This window comes from Paraburkholderia agricolaris, assembly GCF_009455635.1.
GTDB lineage: Bacteria > Pseudomonadota > Gammaproteobacteria > Burkholderiales > Burkholderiaceae > Paraburkholderia > Paraburkholderia agricolaris.
In genome coordinates this window covers 4,112,969-4,129,623 of the sequence record NZ_QPER01000001.1, presented here as the reverse complement: position 1 = coordinate 4,129,623, position 16,655 = coordinate 4,112,969, and the positions used below count along the sequence as shown (strand labels likewise).

17 protein-coding genes are annotated in these 16,655 nt (G+C 62.4%); 10 read left to right on the top strand and 7 right to left on the bottom strand.

Going from position 1 to position 16,655, the window contains the following annotated elements:
- The first annotated feature begins 12 nt into the window (after positions 1–12).
- Positions 13–447 (top strand): CHRD domain-containing protein, encoded by a 435-nt coding sequence (locus tag GH665_RS18115; RefSeq protein WP_153137240.1) that lies wholly within the window; start codon positions 13–15, stop codon positions 445–447.
- Positions 448–567: 120 nt separating this feature from the next.
- Positions 568–1,542, top strand: a complete 975-nt coding sequence (locus GH665_RS18110) for an alpha/beta hydrolase (RefSeq protein WP_153137238.1) — start codon at positions 568–570, stop codon at positions 1,540–1,542.
- Here GH665_RS18110 and GH665_RS18105 read toward each other — a convergent pair.
- Positions 1,512–2,354 carry an EcsC family protein gene (locus GH665_RS18105; RefSeq protein ID WP_153137236.1) on the bottom strand — a complete coding sequence of 281 codons (843 nt, stop codon included), beginning with the start codon at positions 2,352–2,354 and terminating at the stop codon, positions 1,512–1,514. The genes GH665_RS18110 and GH665_RS18105 overlap by 31 nt on opposite strands.
- Before the next feature lie 139 nt (positions 2,355–2,493).
- On the opposite strand from GH665_RS18105, the gene GH665_RS18100 reads away from it, so the two are divergent.
- Both GH665_RS18100 and GH665_RS18095 read left to right on the top strand, forming a co-directional pair.
- Complete coding sequence (locus GH665_RS18100; protein WP_153137234.1) at positions 2,494–4,089, top strand: MDR family MFS transporter; 1,596 nt, start codon at positions 2,494–2,496, stop codon at positions 4,087–4,089.
- Positions 4,090–4,120: 31 nt separating this feature from the next.
- Complete coding sequence (locus GH665_RS18095) at positions 4,121–4,627, top strand: MarR family winged helix-turn-helix transcriptional regulator (protein WP_153137232.1); 507 nt, start codon at positions 4,121–4,123, stop codon at positions 4,625–4,627.
- Positions 4,628–4,768: 141 nt separating this feature from the next.
- Here GH665_RS18095 and GH665_RS18090 read toward each other — a convergent pair whose 3' ends face one another.
- Positions 4,769–6,046, bottom strand: a complete 1,278-nt coding sequence (locus GH665_RS18090) for an amino acid deaminase (RefSeq protein WP_153137230.1) — start codon at positions 6,044–6,046, stop codon at positions 4,769–4,771.
- A gap of 158 nt (positions 6,047–6,204) precedes the next feature.
- Between GH665_RS18090 and GH665_RS18085 the strand changes: the two genes are divergently transcribed.
- The 3 genes from GH665_RS18085 (at position 6,205) to GH665_RS18075 (ending at position 9,050) form a co-directional block, all read left to right on the top strand.
- Positions 6,205–7,095 carry a MurR/RpiR family transcriptional regulator gene (locus GH665_RS18085; protein ID WP_153137227.1) on the top strand — a complete coding sequence of 297 codons (891 nt, stop codon included), beginning with the start codon at positions 6,205–6,207 and terminating at the stop codon, positions 7,093–7,095.
- Between the two features lie 3 nt (positions 7,096–7,098).
- Positions 7,099–8,580: an N-acyl-D-amino-acid deacylase family protein gene (locus GH665_RS18080; protein WP_153137226.1), complete on the top strand. Its 1,482-nt coding sequence runs from the start codon at positions 7,099–7,101 to the stop codon at positions 8,578–8,580.
- 83 nt (positions 8,581–8,663) lie between these two features.
- Positions 8,664–9,050, top strand: a complete 387-nt coding sequence (locus tag GH665_RS18075; RefSeq protein ID WP_028200605.1) for a RidA family protein — start codon at positions 8,664–8,666, stop codon at positions 9,048–9,050.
- A 212-nt stretch (positions 9,051–9,262) separates the two neighbouring features.
- On the opposite strand, the gene GH665_RS18070 is transcribed toward GH665_RS18075, so the two are convergent.
- The 5 genes from GH665_RS18070 to GH665_RS18050 all read right to left on the bottom strand — a co-directional run bounded on the left by GH665_RS18070 (position 9,263) and on the right by GH665_RS18050 (position 14,391).
- Positions 9,263–10,393: an IS481 family transposase gene (locus GH665_RS18070; protein WP_153137224.1), complete on the bottom strand. Its 1,131-nt coding sequence runs from the start codon at positions 10,391–10,393 to the stop codon at positions 9,263–9,265.
- Between the two features lie 202 nt (positions 10,394–10,595).
- Positions 10,596–11,330 (bottom strand): PqiC family protein, encoded by a 735-nt coding sequence (locus GH665_RS18065; RefSeq protein ID WP_153137222.1) that lies wholly within the window; start codon positions 11,328–11,330, stop codon positions 10,596–10,598.
- Positions 11,327–12,985 carry a PqiB family protein gene (locus GH665_RS18060; protein ID WP_153137220.1) on the bottom strand — a complete coding sequence of 553 codons (1,659 nt, stop codon included), beginning with the start codon at positions 12,983–12,985 and terminating at the stop codon, positions 11,327–11,329. Before GH665_RS18060 ends, GH665_RS18065 begins: the two co-directional genes overlap by 4 nt.
- A complete protein-coding gene (locus GH665_RS18055) occupies positions 12,978–13,628 on the bottom strand; it encodes a paraquat-inducible protein A (protein WP_153137219.1) in 651 nt (216 codons plus the stop codon). The genes GH665_RS18060 and GH665_RS18055 overlap by 8 nt, the downstream gene beginning before the upstream one ends.
- 7 nt (positions 13,629–13,635) lie before the next feature.
- On the bottom strand, positions 13,636–14,391 hold the full coding sequence (locus GH665_RS18050) for a paraquat-inducible protein A (RefSeq protein WP_153137217.1): 756 nt from the start codon (positions 14,389–14,391) through the stop codon (positions 13,636–13,638).
- 450 nt (positions 14,392–14,841) lie between these two features.
- Between GH665_RS18050 and GH665_RS18045 the strand changes: the two genes are divergently transcribed.
- The 3 genes from GH665_RS18045 to GH665_RS18035 all read left to right on the top strand — a co-directional run bounded on the left by GH665_RS18045 (position 14,842) and on the right by GH665_RS18035 (position 16,622).
- Complete coding sequence (locus GH665_RS18045; protein WP_153137215.1) at positions 14,842–15,402, top strand: cytochrome b; 561 nt, start codon at positions 14,842–14,844, stop codon at positions 15,400–15,402.
- Between the two features lie 8 nt (positions 15,403–15,410).
- The gene (locus GH665_RS18040; RefSeq protein ID WP_153137212.1) at positions 15,411–15,974 is read left to right on the top strand and encodes a YceI family protein; all 564 of its coding nucleotides are present in this window, start codon (positions 15,411–15,413) and stop codon (positions 15,972–15,974) included.
- A gap of 78 nt (positions 15,975–16,052) precedes the next feature.
- The gene (locus GH665_RS18035) at positions 16,053–16,622 is read left to right on the top strand and encodes a YceI family protein (protein WP_153138567.1); all 570 of its coding nucleotides are present in this window, start codon (positions 16,053–16,055) and stop codon (positions 16,620–16,622) included.
- The last annotated feature ends 33 nt before the right edge of the window (positions 16,623–16,655 follow it).

The following is a 16,655-nucleotide window of genomic DNA, read 5'->3' as shown; positions in this document are numbered from 1 at the left end:
CCGGAGAAGACGATGATTGCACTTCGAAAGCTGAATCTGGCTGTGGTGTTGTGGGCGTTGGCGTCGGGTGTCGCCTTCGCGGATACGGTGGCGTTGAAAGCGGACCTCGAGCCGTCGAGCGAAGTGCCGCCGCGAGTGAGCCATGGGCACGGCCTGTTGAACGCCACGTTCGATACGTCGACCAAAACCCTGCAATGGACTGTGACCTATGAAGGGCTGAGCGGCCCGGCAACCGCCGCGCATTTCCATGGCCCCGCGCCGGTCGGGCAGAACGCCAAGGTACAGGTGCCGATCGGGAAAGAAGCGCTGGCAAGTCCGATCAAAGGATCGGCGGCGCTCTCCGAGCAGCAGGTGACGGATTTGATGGCGGGCCAGTGGTACTTCAATGTCCATACCGCGCAGAACCCGATGGGTGAAATTCGCGGGCAGGTTTTGCCGGCGAACTAGATAGGAGGAACACCCTGTCAGCCGGTGGCGCGCGCTTGTTCAGGATTAGAAGCCGCCGTCCACCGACGCATCGGCGAACGCACGTACCATGGCGGGACACTAGCGAAGGAGCGTGTCCCGATGAGTTGGCAAAGTGCACTCGCGTGCTGGTTTCTGCGCAGACAGTTCCGGCCGCAAACCCTCAAACCGGGCATCAATGTCGAGAAGGCGCGCGCGTTGACCGCCAAGCGCGTCTGGTCGCCGAAAGTACCCGCCGGCTGGCGTCTGCGGGAGTTGCAGGAGGCGAACAATTGGCCGCTGCAGGGCGAGTGGATCGAACGCGTCGACGGCGTGTCGAGCGCCCCTACCCAGCCGACCGTGCTGTATTGTCATGGCGGCGGCTATTACTTCTGCTCACCGCGTACGCATCGCTCGCTGGTGTTTGGTCTGGCGACGCGTGCCAACGCGCCGGTCTTTTCGCTCGACTACCGGCTTGCGCCGGAGCATCCCTTCCCGGCTGCGCTCGATGACGCGACCGCGGCTTATCGGCAGTTGGTGGCCGACGGTACGCCGCCTGAGTCGATCGTGATTTCAGGTGATTCGGCGGGCGGCGGTCTCGCGCTAGCTACGCTCGTTGCCTTGCGCGATGCGGGCGATCCGCTGCCGGCTGGAGGCTTGCTGTTCTCTCCGTGGACCGATCTGGCCGCCGCCGGCGCTTCGATCCGCAACAATGACGGCCTCGACCCGATGTTCAGCGGCCCCGCGATCGCTCGCGCTGCGCAGGTCTATCTCGGTGGCACCCCGGCTACACATCCTTACGCGTCGCCGGTTTATGCCGACCTGCGCGGCTTGCCGCCCCTCTTCATCATGGCAGGCAGCACGGAGGTGTTGCTGGACGACTCGCAACGCGTCGCCGACAACGCACGCGCCGCAGGCGTCGACTGCGAATTCGAAGTGTGGAAGAAGATGCCGCACGTCTGGCCCTTGTTCACGCCGTTCATCCCGGAAGGCGGCCGCGCGCTCGACCGCGCCGCGGCATTTGTGCGCCGCGTGACGAGTACAGCGGGCGGGCGTGGCACGACCGCTCAACCGTCCAGTGTGACGTCGATCGCCTGATAGGCGCTCTCGACTGCTTGCTGGCCGTATTGCCGCTCCAGCCGCCGCACGGTGAAGTGGCCGTGCGCGACTTGCTGGAAGTGGTCGATGAACACGGTATTGACCATCGCGCCGAGCACCGCGCCGATCGCCGGAATCGATTTGGCGGCGATCTGCTCGCTCACCTGCACCGAAAAGCGTGCGGCAATCGTGTTGAGCAGGCGCAGCAAGGCCGCGGAGCCATGCGCGGTGAAGCCTTTCGTCGCGATTTCTGATGACGCCTTCGACACCGCCTGCGCCAGCGCGCCGCGCATGATGAAGTAGCCGAAGTCGGCATCGTCGTCGGCTTTCGAGGTGCCGCCCATGCCGAGCACCGTCAGGCATTGCAACTGCGTGTCGATCGACGCCAGATCCTCGCCCTCGCTGCGCGCGATGTCGCAGATCGAGCGAAACATCAGCGTGGTGGTGACGGGCAACTCGACCGGCAGCGCGAACAGACCGAACGCGCCTCCGGCCGCGCCGGTGGTGGCCACCGCGAACTTGTGCAGCAGATTGCTCGGCTTGTCGGGCACGATCAACGGCGATGCGCCAGCCTGCCGCCCTAACGTGCGCAGCGCGATCGAGAGGCACTTGCGCAAGGCCAGTTCCGTCGCATCCGTGACCTTTTCGTTAGCAAAAGCCGGCATGCGCGAGAGCAGCTTTTCGAGCGGCGCGCCGACAATGCTGGCCAGTTTCATCGCCAGCGCGGGGCTCTGCAACTCGTGTTTCGCGCGTCGCAACGCGCTTAGGTCGCCGTCCGATAACGATTGTGCTGCGAGCGAACTCTGCTCCATGTGCCTCCCTGGCGTCATGTGTTTCCATTCTTCAGTCGATTGCCGCTACGGTAAACCGCGCCGGCGGGTTCCAGCTTAGAGCATCGCCCCGTGGTATGATTCCCAATTGTTTGACGAGTCAACTGTTGCGCTATCAAAAATGGCTGTCCATACCGCGGCCCACCACTCGAGTGGGCAAGTCTTACCGTTCCGTGAATCGCTGCTAGCGATGCTCGGCGTTTCCTTCGTTTCGATGCTGGTCGCTCTGGACCAGACCGTGGTCGGCACCGCGTTGCCCACCATCGTCGCGGAACTGAAGGGTTTCGAGCTCTATGCGTGGGTCGCCACGTTATATCTGCTGACCTCGGTGATCACCGTGCCGATTTTCGGCCGCCTCGGCGATTACTATGGGCGCAAGCCATTCGTGATCGCATCGATCGTCGTATTCACGGCGGCGTCGGTGCTGTGCGGCGCCGCCAACAACATGCTGTTCCTCGTGCTCGCGCGCGGCTTGCAGGGCATCGGCGGCGGCATGCTGGTCGGCACCGCCTTCGCATGCATTCCTGATCTGTTCCCCGACTCGGTCGTGCGTCTGCGTTGGCAGGTGCTGATGAGTTCGGCGTTCGGTATTGCGAACGCGGTGGGTCCGTCGCTCGGCGGTTTCCTCACGCAGTACTACGGCTGGCGCTCGGTGTTCTATGTGAATCTGCCGGTCGGTCTGCTGTCGCTATTTTTCGTCTGGCGTTTCCTGCCGCATCTGCGGCACATCGAGCACGAAGGCAAGATGCGGCTCGATTGGCCTGGCGCGCTGCTGATCGCGGTGGCGCTCGGCTCGCTGCAACTGTTCGTCGAGTTCTTGCCGAAGCACGGTGTCACGTTGGGCGTTTGCGCGTTGCTCGTACTGAGTGTCGCGTCGGCATACGGCCTGTGGCAGTGGGAAAAGCGCTGCCCGACGGCGATTCTGCCGGTGGACATGTTTCGCAATCGCAGTCTGTCGGCGCTTTTCACGCTGGCCGTGCTCGGCGGCTTCACGATGTTCTCGTTGCTGTTCTACGCGCCGTTGCTGTTCCAGGGCGGCTTCGGGATGTCGCCGAAAGAAGCGGGGCTCGTTATTACGCCGCTCGTCGTGTTTATTACGATCGGCAGTATCGCCAACGGCCGTATCGTCTCGCGTGTGCGCAATCCGAATCTGATGCTGTACATCGGCTTCGCACTGGTGGCGCTGGCGTGCCTCGGCGTGGTCGTCGCGACGCGTTCCATGCCCCAATGGCTGCTGATGTCGTTCATGGTGCTCGGTGGTCTCGGTCTCGGCTTTGTGATGCCGAATCTGACAATCTTCGCCCAGCAGACGGCCGGCCGAGAGCATCTTGGCATTGCGACGGCGCTGCTGCAGTCGCTGCGGATGATCGGCGGCATGATCGGCACGGCGCTGACCGGCACCCTGATTAGCCATATGTACGCAAGCGGCGTGCGCAGCGCGTTGGAGAACGATCACGCGTCGCAATGGTTCTCCGATCTCGGCGACCCGCAAATCCTGATCAATCGCGACGCGCAAACCACCTTGCTCGGTCAACTGCAGCATGCGGGTCACAACGGCGCGATGTTGCTGGAGAGCGCGCGTGAGTCGCTCGTCGCGGCGATTCATCTGGGTCTCGCGATGGCGGCGATCATTGCCGTAGTGTCCGTGTGGCAAAGCCGCCGTGTGCCGCCAATCAAGCTCCAGCGCAAGCTCGAGCCGGTGATTCACGCGGATTGATTTTTTAGCCTTACCGTTTTACTGACAGATCATGGAAGAACAGGACCGCGTCGCCGTTATGCAGCAATTCGGGCGCACTTATCGGGCATTCATGTCGGCGTTCGAGGCCCAGGTTGGCCAGCCTTTGCCGCGCTGGCGCATTCTGCTCGCACTGCACGAGCAGGCCGGCGAGTCCTCGCAGAAGCGGCTGGTTGAACGCTTGCGCGTCGATCCGGGCGCGCTCACGCGGCAGTTGAAAACGCTCGAGGGCTTAGGCTGGATTGCGCGCAGCATGGATACACGCGATAACCGCGTGACCAATGTGCGTTTGACAGAAGCTGGGCAGTCAATAACCAAAGCCAGCCTGCCGCGCCGCAACGCTTTTTTGCATGACACGATGACGGCATTGCCGGATGAGGCGCTCAGCGCGCTCTCAGGGGCCTTGAAGATGCTGGAAATGCGGATCGGTGAGGTGGCGGCGACGGCTAACGCTGCAAGCGCAGAGTCGGCTTCCGTTCCGCAAGCGTTGGACGTGGCTAACACCGGCTCGACGCGTTAGATCACCTCAGATGAAAGTGGCGCCGATCAAGCGCCGCGTCTGCTGTTGATGACACGGCCTGCGTCGAAGCCATGACCCTCATCAGCATCGCAAACGGCGCGCTACATCACCTTGAAGCGCGCCGGTTTCATCAGAAGCGAATCAGAAGAACGTTTCGATCACTTCCGTGACGCGGTACGACGAATCGAGCACCAGCACCTGACGCCACTTGTCGAACGTCAGACACGGATGCGAGATGTCGAACGCGATCATGTCGCCAACCTTCAGATCGGCGCCGGCGGGAATCCGCAGATACGCGTGCTGATCCATCAAGCCGAAAATCTCCCAACCTTCGCTCGCCGCGATATCGCGCGGCGCTTCGGTGCCCGGACGGTAGTGGCGTGCCGGTTCGGGCATGCCCGCGTCGAAAGCGGAATCGCGCTTGCCGAGACCGATGATCGCGCGATCCGGTTCCGGAATCGACTGCACGTAGGCCCACAGTTGCAATGCCGGCAACAGGCCTTCGCCCATTTTCTTCGCGACCGGATTACGCGCGAAGATGTCGGTTTGCGCCTTGCGGTAGACCCCGACGTCATGCGTCAGATAGCAGCCGGGCCGCAGCACGACTTCGACCTTGCCGGTCTCCGAGGCTTTCACGAATTCTTCCGCGACCACGTCGTACCAGGCCGAACCGGCGCCTGACAAAACAGCCGGTGTACGGGCAAAACGTCCTTCCTCGACCAGCGCGCGCGTAACAGCGACCGCGCTTTGCAGGAACTCGCGCACTTCGTGTTCTTCCTTCAGCACGCCTTCATACAATTCGACGCCTGCCAGCTTCAACACATCCGGATAGCGTGCGATCGCCTCGAGCACCGCGTTGCGCTGCGCTTCGTCGCGTACGCCGGTGCGGCCGCCCGGTACGCCGAGTTCGAGCAATACCTGCAACGGCTTGCGCACCGACGTGAAAAACTCGCCCAGTTGTTCGACGCCTTCGACCGAATCGACAAGGCAGAAGAACTCGAAATCGGGATCGCTCAGCAACTCGGCGACCATCATCATGTTGCGGCGGCCAACCAGCTGGTTGGCCATCAGGATCCGCGACACGCCGCCGTGATATGCCGCGCGCACCTGGTGCGCGGTGGCGAGCGTGATGCCCCATGCGCCGGTTTCGAGTTGACGGCGAAACAGTTGCGGCGCCATGGTGGTTTTGCCGTGCGGCGCGAGCTTGACGCCATATTCGGCGACGAACGCCTGCATCCACTTCAGATTGTGTTCCACACGATCCGCGTATAGCACGGCGGCGGGCAGGCCCACGTCTTCGTTCAGCAGGTTCCACTCGAGGCGCGCGGCATCCGTGAGCTGGATGCTGGTGCCCGGAACCATGCCCAAGCCCTTGCTATAAGGATCAATTGTTGCGCCCTGATAGTTTGTAACTTTCATGTGTCCCTGCTCCATCGTCCGGTTAAATTGAATCAAAGTTGACTTTACTATGTTACCGAAAGTACGATGCATGAAGGAATGTTATTTAGTACCACGGTTTCTCGGAGGCTGTTTGTAAGCCTTCACGGGACACCCGCGATCCCCGTCACACAACCTTAATGAACTCAACCGCCGAACCGCTGGCCTTCGATATCGTCGCGCGCATTGCCGAATGCGCGCCGGAACTGCGTTCGGCCGAACGGAAGGTTGCCGCGCTGATTCTCGACGATCTGACCGGCGCGTCGCGTGCCAGTATCGGCGCGCTTGCCCAGCAGGCCGAGGTGAGTGTCGCGACCGTGACCCGTTTTGCGAAGGCGGTGGGTTGCCGCGACGTGCGGGAGTTGAAGCTGCGGCTCGCGCAGGCTGCGGCGGTCGGCCAGCGCTTCCTGCAAGCGGGCGGCCCGACCGATGCCCCGGAGCCCATCGCCACTCGCGTTTTCGACGAACTGCAAACCACGCTGGCCCATAACCATCAACTTCTCCGTCAGGCGCCTTTAACCGAAGCGGCAGCCGCCTTGCGCGCCGCGCGCATGATCTACGTATTCGGCATGGGCGGCGGCTCGACCGCATTGGCTGACGAAATGCGCTTCAGGCTAGTGCGCCTCGGCCGCCCGGTCGCGACCTATCAGGACGGCTTGTTGCAGCGGATGGTGGCGAGCACCGTGTCGCGCGAGTGCGTGGTGATCGCGCTGTCCACCACCGGACGCGTGCCCGAGATGGTCGAGAACTGCAAGATCGCGCGCAGCTATGGGGCCAGCGTGATTGCGCTGACCGCGCCGGCTTCGCCGTTGGCCAAGCTGGCCGATTGGGTGATCCCGATCGTCGCTTTTGAAACCGATTTCATTTACAAGCCGTCGTCGTCACGTTACGCGATGATGATGGCGCTCGACGTGCTCGTCACCGAACTCGCCGTCAGTCAAGGTGACGAGAGCCGCGAATTGCTGCGCCGCATGAAGCACGCGCTCGATACGCACCGCGGCGGTGGCGATCGACAACCACTAGGAGACTGATCCATGCATTCGCATCCCGAAGCCGCCGACACGCTGATCGTCGGCGCGCAACTGTATGACGGCACGGGCGCACCGCCGGTCGAACGCGACGTCGCGATCCGTGATGGCCGCATTGCCGCGATCGGCAATCTGTCGAACTGGCTTGCTGAAGAGGTGATCGAGGCCAATGGCCGCGCGCTGGCGCCGGGCTTCATCGATGTTCATACGCATGACGACACGCACGTGATCCGCTCGCCGCAAATGCTGCCGAAGATCACCCAGGGCGTGACGACGGTGATCGTCGGCAATTGCGGGATCAGCGCGTCGCCGGTTTCGTTGAAGGGCGATCCACCCGATCCGATGAACCTGCTTGGCGAGCGCGACGCGTTCCAGTACCCGACGTTCGCTGCGTATGTCGAAGCGGTGAACGCGGCGCGTCCCGCGGTGAATGTCGGTGCGCTGATTGGACACACGGCACTGCGCAGCAACCAGATGGAGCGCCTGGACCGGGCGGCGACCGGGCAGGAGATCGAAGGCATGCGCGCGCAGCTCGAAGAGGCGCTGGCAAACGGTGCGTTGGGCCTGAGTTCGGGCCTCGCGTACGGCTCCGCCTTCTCCGCGCCGACCGAAGAAGTGATGGCGCTGGCCGAGCCGCTTGCAGCTGCCGGCGCGCTTTACACGACGCACATGCGCACCGAGTTCGACGCGATTCTCGACGCGATGGACGAAGCGTACCGGGTGGGCCGTCACGCGCATGTGCCGGTGGTGATTTCGCATCTGAAGTGCGCGGGGCCGTCCAACTGGGGGCGTAGCGAGGAGGTGCTGAAGTCGCTGGAAGGCGCGCGCCGCTTGCAGCCGATCGGTTGCGACTGCTATCCGTACAACCGCAGTTCATCGACGCTCGATCTGAAGCAGGTGACGGGCGACATCGACATCACGATTACGTGGTCGGAGCCGCATCCCGAGATGGCGGGCAAGCTGGTGAAGGAAATTGCCGCCGAGTGGGGCGTCACGCAACAGGAGGCGGGCAAGCGTTTGCAGCCTGCGGGCGCGGTGTATCACAACATGTCCGAGGACGACGTGCGGCGGATTCTGTCGCATCCCGCGACGATGGTCGGCTCAGATGGTTTGCCGAACGATCCGCTGCCGCATCCGCGTTTGTGGGGCGCGTTTCCGCGCGTGCTCGGCCACTACGCGCGCGATGCGAAGTTGCTGCCGCTCGAAGAGGCGGTGCGCAAGATGACCAGTTTGTCGGCGCACCGGTTTGGTCTCGCGCAGCGCGGCGAGGTGCATATCGGTTATCACGCGGATCTGGTGTTGTTCGATCCCGCCAGGGTTCGCGATGCGGCGACGTTCGAGAATCCGCAGCAGGCCGCCGATGGCATCGACGCGGTGTGGGTGAATGGCGTGTTGACTTATCGCGATGGCGCGGTGACTGGCGAACGGGCAGGGCATTTTGTAGCGCGCGGTGCGGCGTCGAAGGGTGATGCGCACGGCGCGTTTTGATTTTTGATCGATCGAATTCGAGTGATTGCGGTGCGTGTGGCGATTTTGCTGGATGCGCGCCGGACTTTTAAAGGAGTTGGATGATGAAGCGATATGGTGTTGAGGGTGGTAAGGGTACCGGTGGTCAACATATGCCGTTTGCTCGGGCTGTCGAGGCCGATGGCTGGTTGTTCGTTTCCGGGCAGACGCCGATGGAAAACGGTGAGGTGATCAATGGCGGGATCGTTGAGCAATCGCACAAGGCGATTCAGAATGTGTTCGCCATTCTGAAGGAAGCGGGGTATGGGGCGGAGCATGTCGTCCGTTGCGGCGTGTGGCTCGACGATCCGCGGGACTTTGCTTCTTTCAACAAGGTGTTTCGGGAATACTTCGGCGAGAATCCGCCGGCTCGGGCTTGTGTGGTTTCTTCTATGGTGATTGATTGCCGGGTTGAGGTTGATTGCGTTGCTTATAAGAAGCCTTCGGCTTGATGTTTTTTTTGTTCGCCGTGGGTGGGGGATGAGGTTTTGGCCTGCTCGGCGGGGTGGTTTTGGTTGTGGTTTTGAGGTGTTGGCCTTTCCTTGCTGTGTTAGTGGTCTATTAGCGTTGCCCCTGTGCGGGGCGGCACTTACTTTCTTTGCCGCCGTGTATAGACCGGAGACATGGTTGACAAACGTGCGGAGACATCATTGACACTTTATGGTCAGTGATTGTCGCTCCTCAGGTCAAGGGTGAGGATGCGGTGATGGGCAAACCAGAATTCAAATACGCCGTCTTCGCCCGGCTTTGCGCGTGCCGCAACCGGCAGTCCATAAAGTGCATTCGAGACCTTGAGGTGCCGTCCTTCAAAGCGTAGCCGGCCATCCGATTTAACCAGCAGCACCATGTCATCCGGGCCGTACTCCGGCTCCGGCAGGATCGATGGATACGCCCGGGGGCTCGGCCGGTAACGGCTGATGGGCGTGTCCATGCCGATCGCCTCATGCGGGCGCTCGCAGTTATATACGGTGCGCCAGCGGTCCAGTTCCTGTTGCACGTGCTGCTGGGTAGCGAAGCTTCGTCCGTTCAGTACTTCAGCCTTCAGCGTACGGTGAAACCGCTCGTCCTTGCCGTTGGTCTGCGGGTGGTAAGGCCGGCTGTAACTGATGCGGATACCCAGCCGGATCAGCCAGACGGCCAGTTCGGTGAGTTGCCCCGGACTGCCAGGCGAACCCCACGGCGAGCCGTTATCGGTATTGATGCGTAACGGCAGGCCATAGTGTCCAAACGCCTCCCGTAATCCCGTCTGCACGGTAGCGGTGTCGGTGGGTCCACAGGCGCGCAGCAGGATGCTGAAGCGCGAGTGGTCGTCGAGTACCGTCAGGGGGCTGCAGCGCTCCTTCCCGAGGGTCTCAAAGTGCCCCTTGAAGTCCATCTGCCAGAGTACGTTAGGCTGCTCGTGCTCAAAGCGCTTCCAGGGTTGGCTCATCGCTGAATCGGCCGGCAGGATCAGGTTGTGCCGGTGCAGGATGTCGGTCACGGTGCTGGGCTGCGGCACCGCCTCAAGGCCCAGATCACGCAGGCGCCGGCTGATCTTGCGTCCGCCCCAGCGCGGATGGGCCTGGCGCAGCCGTACCACTTCCTGCTCCATCGCAGTGGGGGTCTTCGACGGACTGCTGAGCGGGCGTCGGGATTGATCTGCCAGCGCATGCTCGCCGCGATGGAGCCATTTGTAGCCGGTCTGCCGGCTGATGTTAAAGCGCTGGCACAGCTCGGTCATCGTCAGCGTGTCCTGACTGGCCAGATGAACAAATTCCTGTCGGAGGCTCATGGTGTCTCTTGCGTTCCAGGGCATGGTCGGGACCGGGTGTTTTAGTACCCGGAAGTGTCAACCATGTCCCCGCACACCTGTCAGCTATGTCTCCGGTCTATACACCGCCGCAAAGAAAGTAAGTGCCGCCCCGCACAGGGGCAACGCTAATAGACCACTAACACAGCAAGGAAAGGCCAAAGGGCCAGGCTAACCAACAACCCCGCCGACAAGGCAAAACCCTCTTTCAACTGCCAGCGGCACGAGCCTCCACAGCGGGAGGACACGCTGGCGCAGCAATCCCAACTCCCTTCCCGGCGGAGCCACCTTTAGCAGCACCAGCACCAGCAGCAGCCATAGCCTGCACACCACTAGCCACCTGCAAAGCAACCCGCTGCAACGCAGCCCTATGCCCATCAACAAGCGCATCGTAGCCGCCGCTAACCGGCTCACTCACCACACTCCGGCACGTCATCACAGCCGTCCCACGCACAGCCCGCACACTCCAGACCGCATCGATCAACGCATGCGACCCCGGCCACGACTCGAACCGCTGCACATTCATGCTGACCCGATACACCGGCGTCGTATCCGGATACGCGGTGCCATACACATCGATCGTGCCCAACTGCTGCGTCAGACTGGTCGACAAAGCCCGGCGAATCTCGTCACCGGGCAACGAAGCCCAACGTTCCTGTTCGAGTACCTTGACCTGCGTCGGCCCCGTCTGCACCACCAACTGATTCTTCGCCACTTGCGGCGGCACATCGATCGGCGCGACTTCGATCAGCCACGCAGGCGCAGCCGTCCGGGCGCTGACCGGCGCCGCGGAACCGGCAGGCGCGCCATCCGCGCCGAGCGTATAAAAGCGGCTGCTCGGCGACGAACACGCCGCCATCGCCACCAGTCCGGCCAGAGCGCCGACATAAACAGCGCCGCGCACAAGCCCGCGCGGCGGGCGGGGGAGCCGGGCAAACGTCATGGTTTATCTCCTGATTTACCGCGCAACAGCGATTCCGGATGACGCTCCAGATAATCCGACAGCGCATTCAGCGACTGCAACGTGCGTGTCAGTTCCTGCAACGCCTGATGAACATCCGACTGCAACGGCGAGTCCTGCTGCAACGTCGCCTCTGCCGAACCGAACGTGCGCTTCGCCGAGGCCAGCGTGTCGCGCGCCTCCGGCACGACTTCCTTGTCGAGTCGCGTGAACAGCTGGTCGGCATTCTTCAACGCGCTGTTCAGGTTCGTCCCGATCTCGTCGAACGGCACCTTGTCGAGCTTCTTCGCAATGTCGGCAACTTGCAGTTGCAGCTCGTCGAGCGTGTTCGGAATGGTCGGCAACTCGAGCGGATCGCCCGTTACGTCAACCGTGGCCGGCGGCGCTTTCGGGAAGATATCGAGCGCCACATACAACTGGCTCGTAATCAGATTGCCGGTGCGCAACTGGCCGCGCAAGCCGTGCTTGACGAGCTGTTGCAGCAAGGTCTGGCCGGCGAGCGTACCCGGTGTCGGCGCGGTTTCGCGGAAGCGCTTGCCGAGACGGTCCGGATACAGATTCATCGTGACCGGCATCGTGAAGCTGCGCGTCTTCGGATCGTAGTCGATGCCGATGTTGGTCACCTGGCCCAGCACGATGCCGCGGAAATCGACGGTCGCGCCGACCGACAGCCCACGCAGCGACTGGTTGAAGTTCATCACCACGCGCAACGGCACACCGTCCGGCTCGCGCATTGCGTCCTGTTCATCCGAGGCGAGGCGGAACGTCATGTTGTTCGGCGCCTGTGCGCCCACGCCCTGGCCCGGCGGCGACTGGAACGACAAGCCGCCGACGATCACCGTCGCGAGCGATTGCGTGTTCAGCTTGAAGCCGCTCGAGTCGAGCCGCAGATCGACACCGCTCGCATGCCACCAGCGCGAATTGGTGCCGACGTACTGGTCGAACGGCGCCGACACGAAGACCTGCATCGTTACGCCGGTGCCGTCCTTGTCGAGCGAGAAGCCGACCACCTGGCCGACCTGCACACGCCGGTAGAAGATCGGCGAACCGATGTCGATCGAACCGAGCGAGTCGCCGTGCAGAATAAACTGGTGGCCCTTCTGGTCGCCCGTTATAGGCGGCGGCGTTTCGAGGCCGACGAAGTTCTTTTCGGTGTCCGGCGAATGGCCGGCGTCCGCGCCGATGTACGCACCCGAGAGCAGCGTGGTCAGCCCGGATACGCCGCTCGCGCCGACGCGAGGGCGCACCACCCAGAAGCGCGAATCCTTCACTGCAAAGCTTTCGCCTTCCTTGGTGAGCTGCACCTGAACCAGCACGTGCGAAAGATCTTTCGACAGCGTGATGGTCTTCACCGAGCCGACATCGACGTCCTTGTACTTGACCTTGGTCTTGCCGGGCTCGAGGCCCTCGGCGCTAATGAAGCTGAGCGTGATGGTCGGGCCTTTTTCGGTCACCGACTTGATCACGAGCGCGAGGCCGATCAGCGCGGCGATCAGCGGAATCACCCAGACGAGCGAGGGCAGCCAGCGGCTGCGCGGCTCGATGTCAGGGTCCGGCAATTGGGGCGGCAGCTTCGGTCCGTTCGAATCGTTGCGCGGCGCATCGGAGGCGGGCGTCGGTCCTTGCGGGCTAGTCATGGTCGAGGTCCTGAGGTTTTTGGGTACGGCCTTCCACGTTGTCCCAGATGAGCCGTGGATCGAATTGCATGGATGCCATCATCGTCAGAATCACCACCGAACCGAAGGCGATCGCGCCCGGTCCGGCCGTGATCACGGCAAGCGACTTGAAGCGGACCAGCGCGACGGTGAGCGTGACGACAAACACGTCGAGCATCGACCAGCGCCCAATCCGCTCGACCATCCGGTAGAGCGTGGTGCGTTGCTCCGGCCGCCAGCGCGAGCGGCGCTGCGCAGTGGCGGTGAGCAGCACGAGCACACTGAGCTTGAGCATCGGCACCATGATGCTGGCGATAAACACGATCACGGCCAACGGCCAGTCGCCCGAGGTCCAGAAGTACACGACACCGCTCATGATGGTGTCGTCTTCCGAGCCGAGCAGCGACGACGTATGCATCACCGGCAGCAAATTCGCCGGAATATACAGCAAGGCCGCTGCGATCAGCAGTGCCCAGGTGCGCATCAGGCTGTCGGGGTTGCGCCGGTGCAGCACCGCGCCGCAACGGCTGCAGTGCTGCGGCGTGACGGAGCGGATGCGCGGCTCCACGCGTCCGCACGCGTGGCAGGAGACCAGACCCGCGCTCTTCGCGGTCACATATTTCATCGCGCGCTCATCCTTGACGCGGCGCCGGGGGTACGCCCGGCGGCAATGCGGATTGACTCGTGCCTTGCACCTCGGGCGGCGCGGGCGGCAGGTCGAGCGAACTGACGGCAGCCGCGGCGCTATCCGCGGCGGTGCGCGGTGCCGGTTTCTTGCTGCGGTCGTTCATTTCGTCGGCGAGATCCCACAGCACGCGCGGATCGAACGTGAGGACCACGGCGATCATCAGCGTCAGCACGCCGAACGCAAAGAGCGCCGCTTCGGGAATCACGCGGGCGAGGCTCACCATCTTCACGATGGTAATCAGCACGCCAAGCATGAATACTTCGATCATGCCCCACGGCCGCACGAACTGAATGGCGCGCAACACGTGATTGAAGGCGACCGGCACGTAACCGGCGCGCAGCGGGATCAGCACGTAGAGCAGCGCGACCAGCTCGGTCAGCGGGAACAGGATGGTCGAGCAGAACACCATGACCGCGACGATCTGCATGTCCTCGCCCCATAGCGCGATGAGCGCGCCGAACAGCGTGGTCTGCGAGGTGATGCCGTTGGTTTCGAGTTCGACGATCGGGAAAGCCTGGGCAATGATGAAGGTGATCAGCGCAGCCAGTGTCATCGCACAGATGCTGTCGAGCTTGCGGGAGACGCCGCGATAGAGCGTCGCGCCGCAACGCGGGCAGCGCGCGACCGCCCGCCCGACAAGCCGGGGCTTGCTGAACAGCGCATCGCATTCATGGCACGCAATCAGGTTGTTATGTTCCATACGGCAGAAGGGCTAACGACGTGAGGACAGGCGTGCAATGCCGGTTTCGGGGCAGGGCCGGAGAAAAAGTGGAACAGTAAGCGTGGAGCAATAGTATCAAACGCGCTTCGCCGCCGGGCCGGCCGTTGGCCCAGCCGCCGATGTGTGGCAAGCGGCGTCGGCATCAGGGCTAGTCTTACATACAATCGACTGATTCTGACACTCTCCGTCCCCAATTGTTCAATACCGTTCGGTACGTGGGAAAATTTTCGCACCGCCGGCAATGCCGGCCGCCAGCGTTGCATGGGACCTGGCCAAGCCGGCTTTTTCCGCTTGCGGTAGCATGGCGGCCTTGGCGTGTGCCGCAGCCGCCACGCTTTCTATCGAGTTGCACGATGCAGCGTGCATTGGCAGCGTGGAATAGCAGGGCCGGCTGTGCCGTTATCCTCTCTTAGCTTGCGTTGACCTGTCATGGCACTCAATCCTTCTTTCGGTGGCCGGGAGTCCTACACGCGGACTGCCATCGCCTTTCACTGGCTGATCGCGCTGCTGATCGTATGCGGTTTCGCGCTCGGTTGGGTGATGACCGACATCCCCGGCTTCACGCCCACCAAGCTGCGCTACTTCTCCTGGCACAAATGGATCGGCGTAACGGTGTTCGCGCTCGCCGTGTTGCGCATTCTGTGGCGCGCCACCCACGCGGCCCCGCCGCTGCCGCGCCGCATGGCGGCATGGCAGCGCGGCGCCGCGCATCTCACGCATCTGCTGCTCTACGTGCTGATGATCGTGATTCCCGCTTCCGGCTATCTGTATAGCTCGGCGGCCAATGTGCCGGTGGTGTACCTCGGCCTGATTCCGCTGCCGCGTCTGATCGCACCGGACCCGCACCTCAAGGAACTGTTGAAAAACGTGCATATTGCGTTGAATTACACGTTGCTCGTGCTGGTCGCGCTGCACGTCGTGGCGGCGCTCAAGCATCAATGGCTGGACCGCGACGGTCTGTTGTCGCGCATGCTCCCTTTCATCAAATAAGGATAACCATGAAAGTTTCGTTTTATCGTTATATGCTCGCCGCGTTCGCCGCAGCCTCGCTGACCGCGGCCGGCAGTGCGCTTGCGCAAGTCGATGTCGCCAAAAGTTCGGTGACCGCGACGTCAAAGCAGATGAACGTGCCGGTGGAAGGCAAGTTCGGTAAATTCACCGCGCAGGTGAAGTTCGACCCGGCAAAACCGGCCGACGGCAGCGCACAGTTCAGTATCGACGTCGGCAGTTACGACCTCGGTGACGAAAGTTACAACGATCAGGTGCGCGGCAAGGACTGGTTCGACGCGAAGACCTATCCGACTGCCACCTTTGTGTCGAGCGCGATCGCCCCGGCCGGCGGCAATCAGTTCAAGGTCACCGGCAAGCTGACCATCAAGGGTAAATCGCAGACTGTCGTGGTGCCGGTCACGGTCATCCAGCAGGGCGCGACGCAGACGTTCGACGGCTCGCTGCCGATCAAGCGTTCGCAATTCGACATCGGCACCGGCGAATGGAAAGACACCTCGGTGGTCGCCGATGAGGTGGTGATCAAATTTCATATTGTCGCCGCACGCAAGTGATGTTCGCTGCGCTCGCTGGGCGTAGCCGCTATCCTTCAAGCATTTCAGAAACGTAAGGAGCCTGAATTGAAAACTTCCCTGTTGATCGCCGTCGGCGCATTGGCCTCATCGTTCTCGCTTGGCGCGTTTGCTGCCGCCGACACCTATCAACTCGACCCGACCCACACCTATCCGAGCTTCGAAGCGGATCACTTCGGCGGTCTGTCGGTATGGCGCGGCAAGTTCACCAAAAGTTCGGGCACCGTCACGCTCGACCGCGCGGCGAAGACCGGTACGGTGGACGTCACGGTCGATCCGGCGTCGGTCGATACCGGCAACAGCAAGCTCGACGAGCATCTGAAGACGGATGCGTTCTTCGACGTCGCCAAGTATCCGTCGGTGACTTACAAGGGCACGGAGATCAGGTTCGACGGCGACAAGCCCGTCGAAGTGATCGGCAACCTGACGATCCGCGGCGTGACCAAGCCGCTGAATCTGAAGATCGAATCCTTCAAGTGCATGCAGCACCCGGTGCTCAAGCGCGAAGTGTGCGGCGTGGAAGCGAGCGCGCATTTCGACCGCAGCCAGTACGGCATGGATTTCGGCGCCAAGTACGGCTTCAGCATGGACACCAAGCTGCATATCCAGTCGGAAGGCATCAAGCAATAAGCGTTTCAACGAGTCTTGCGCCACTCGGTATTC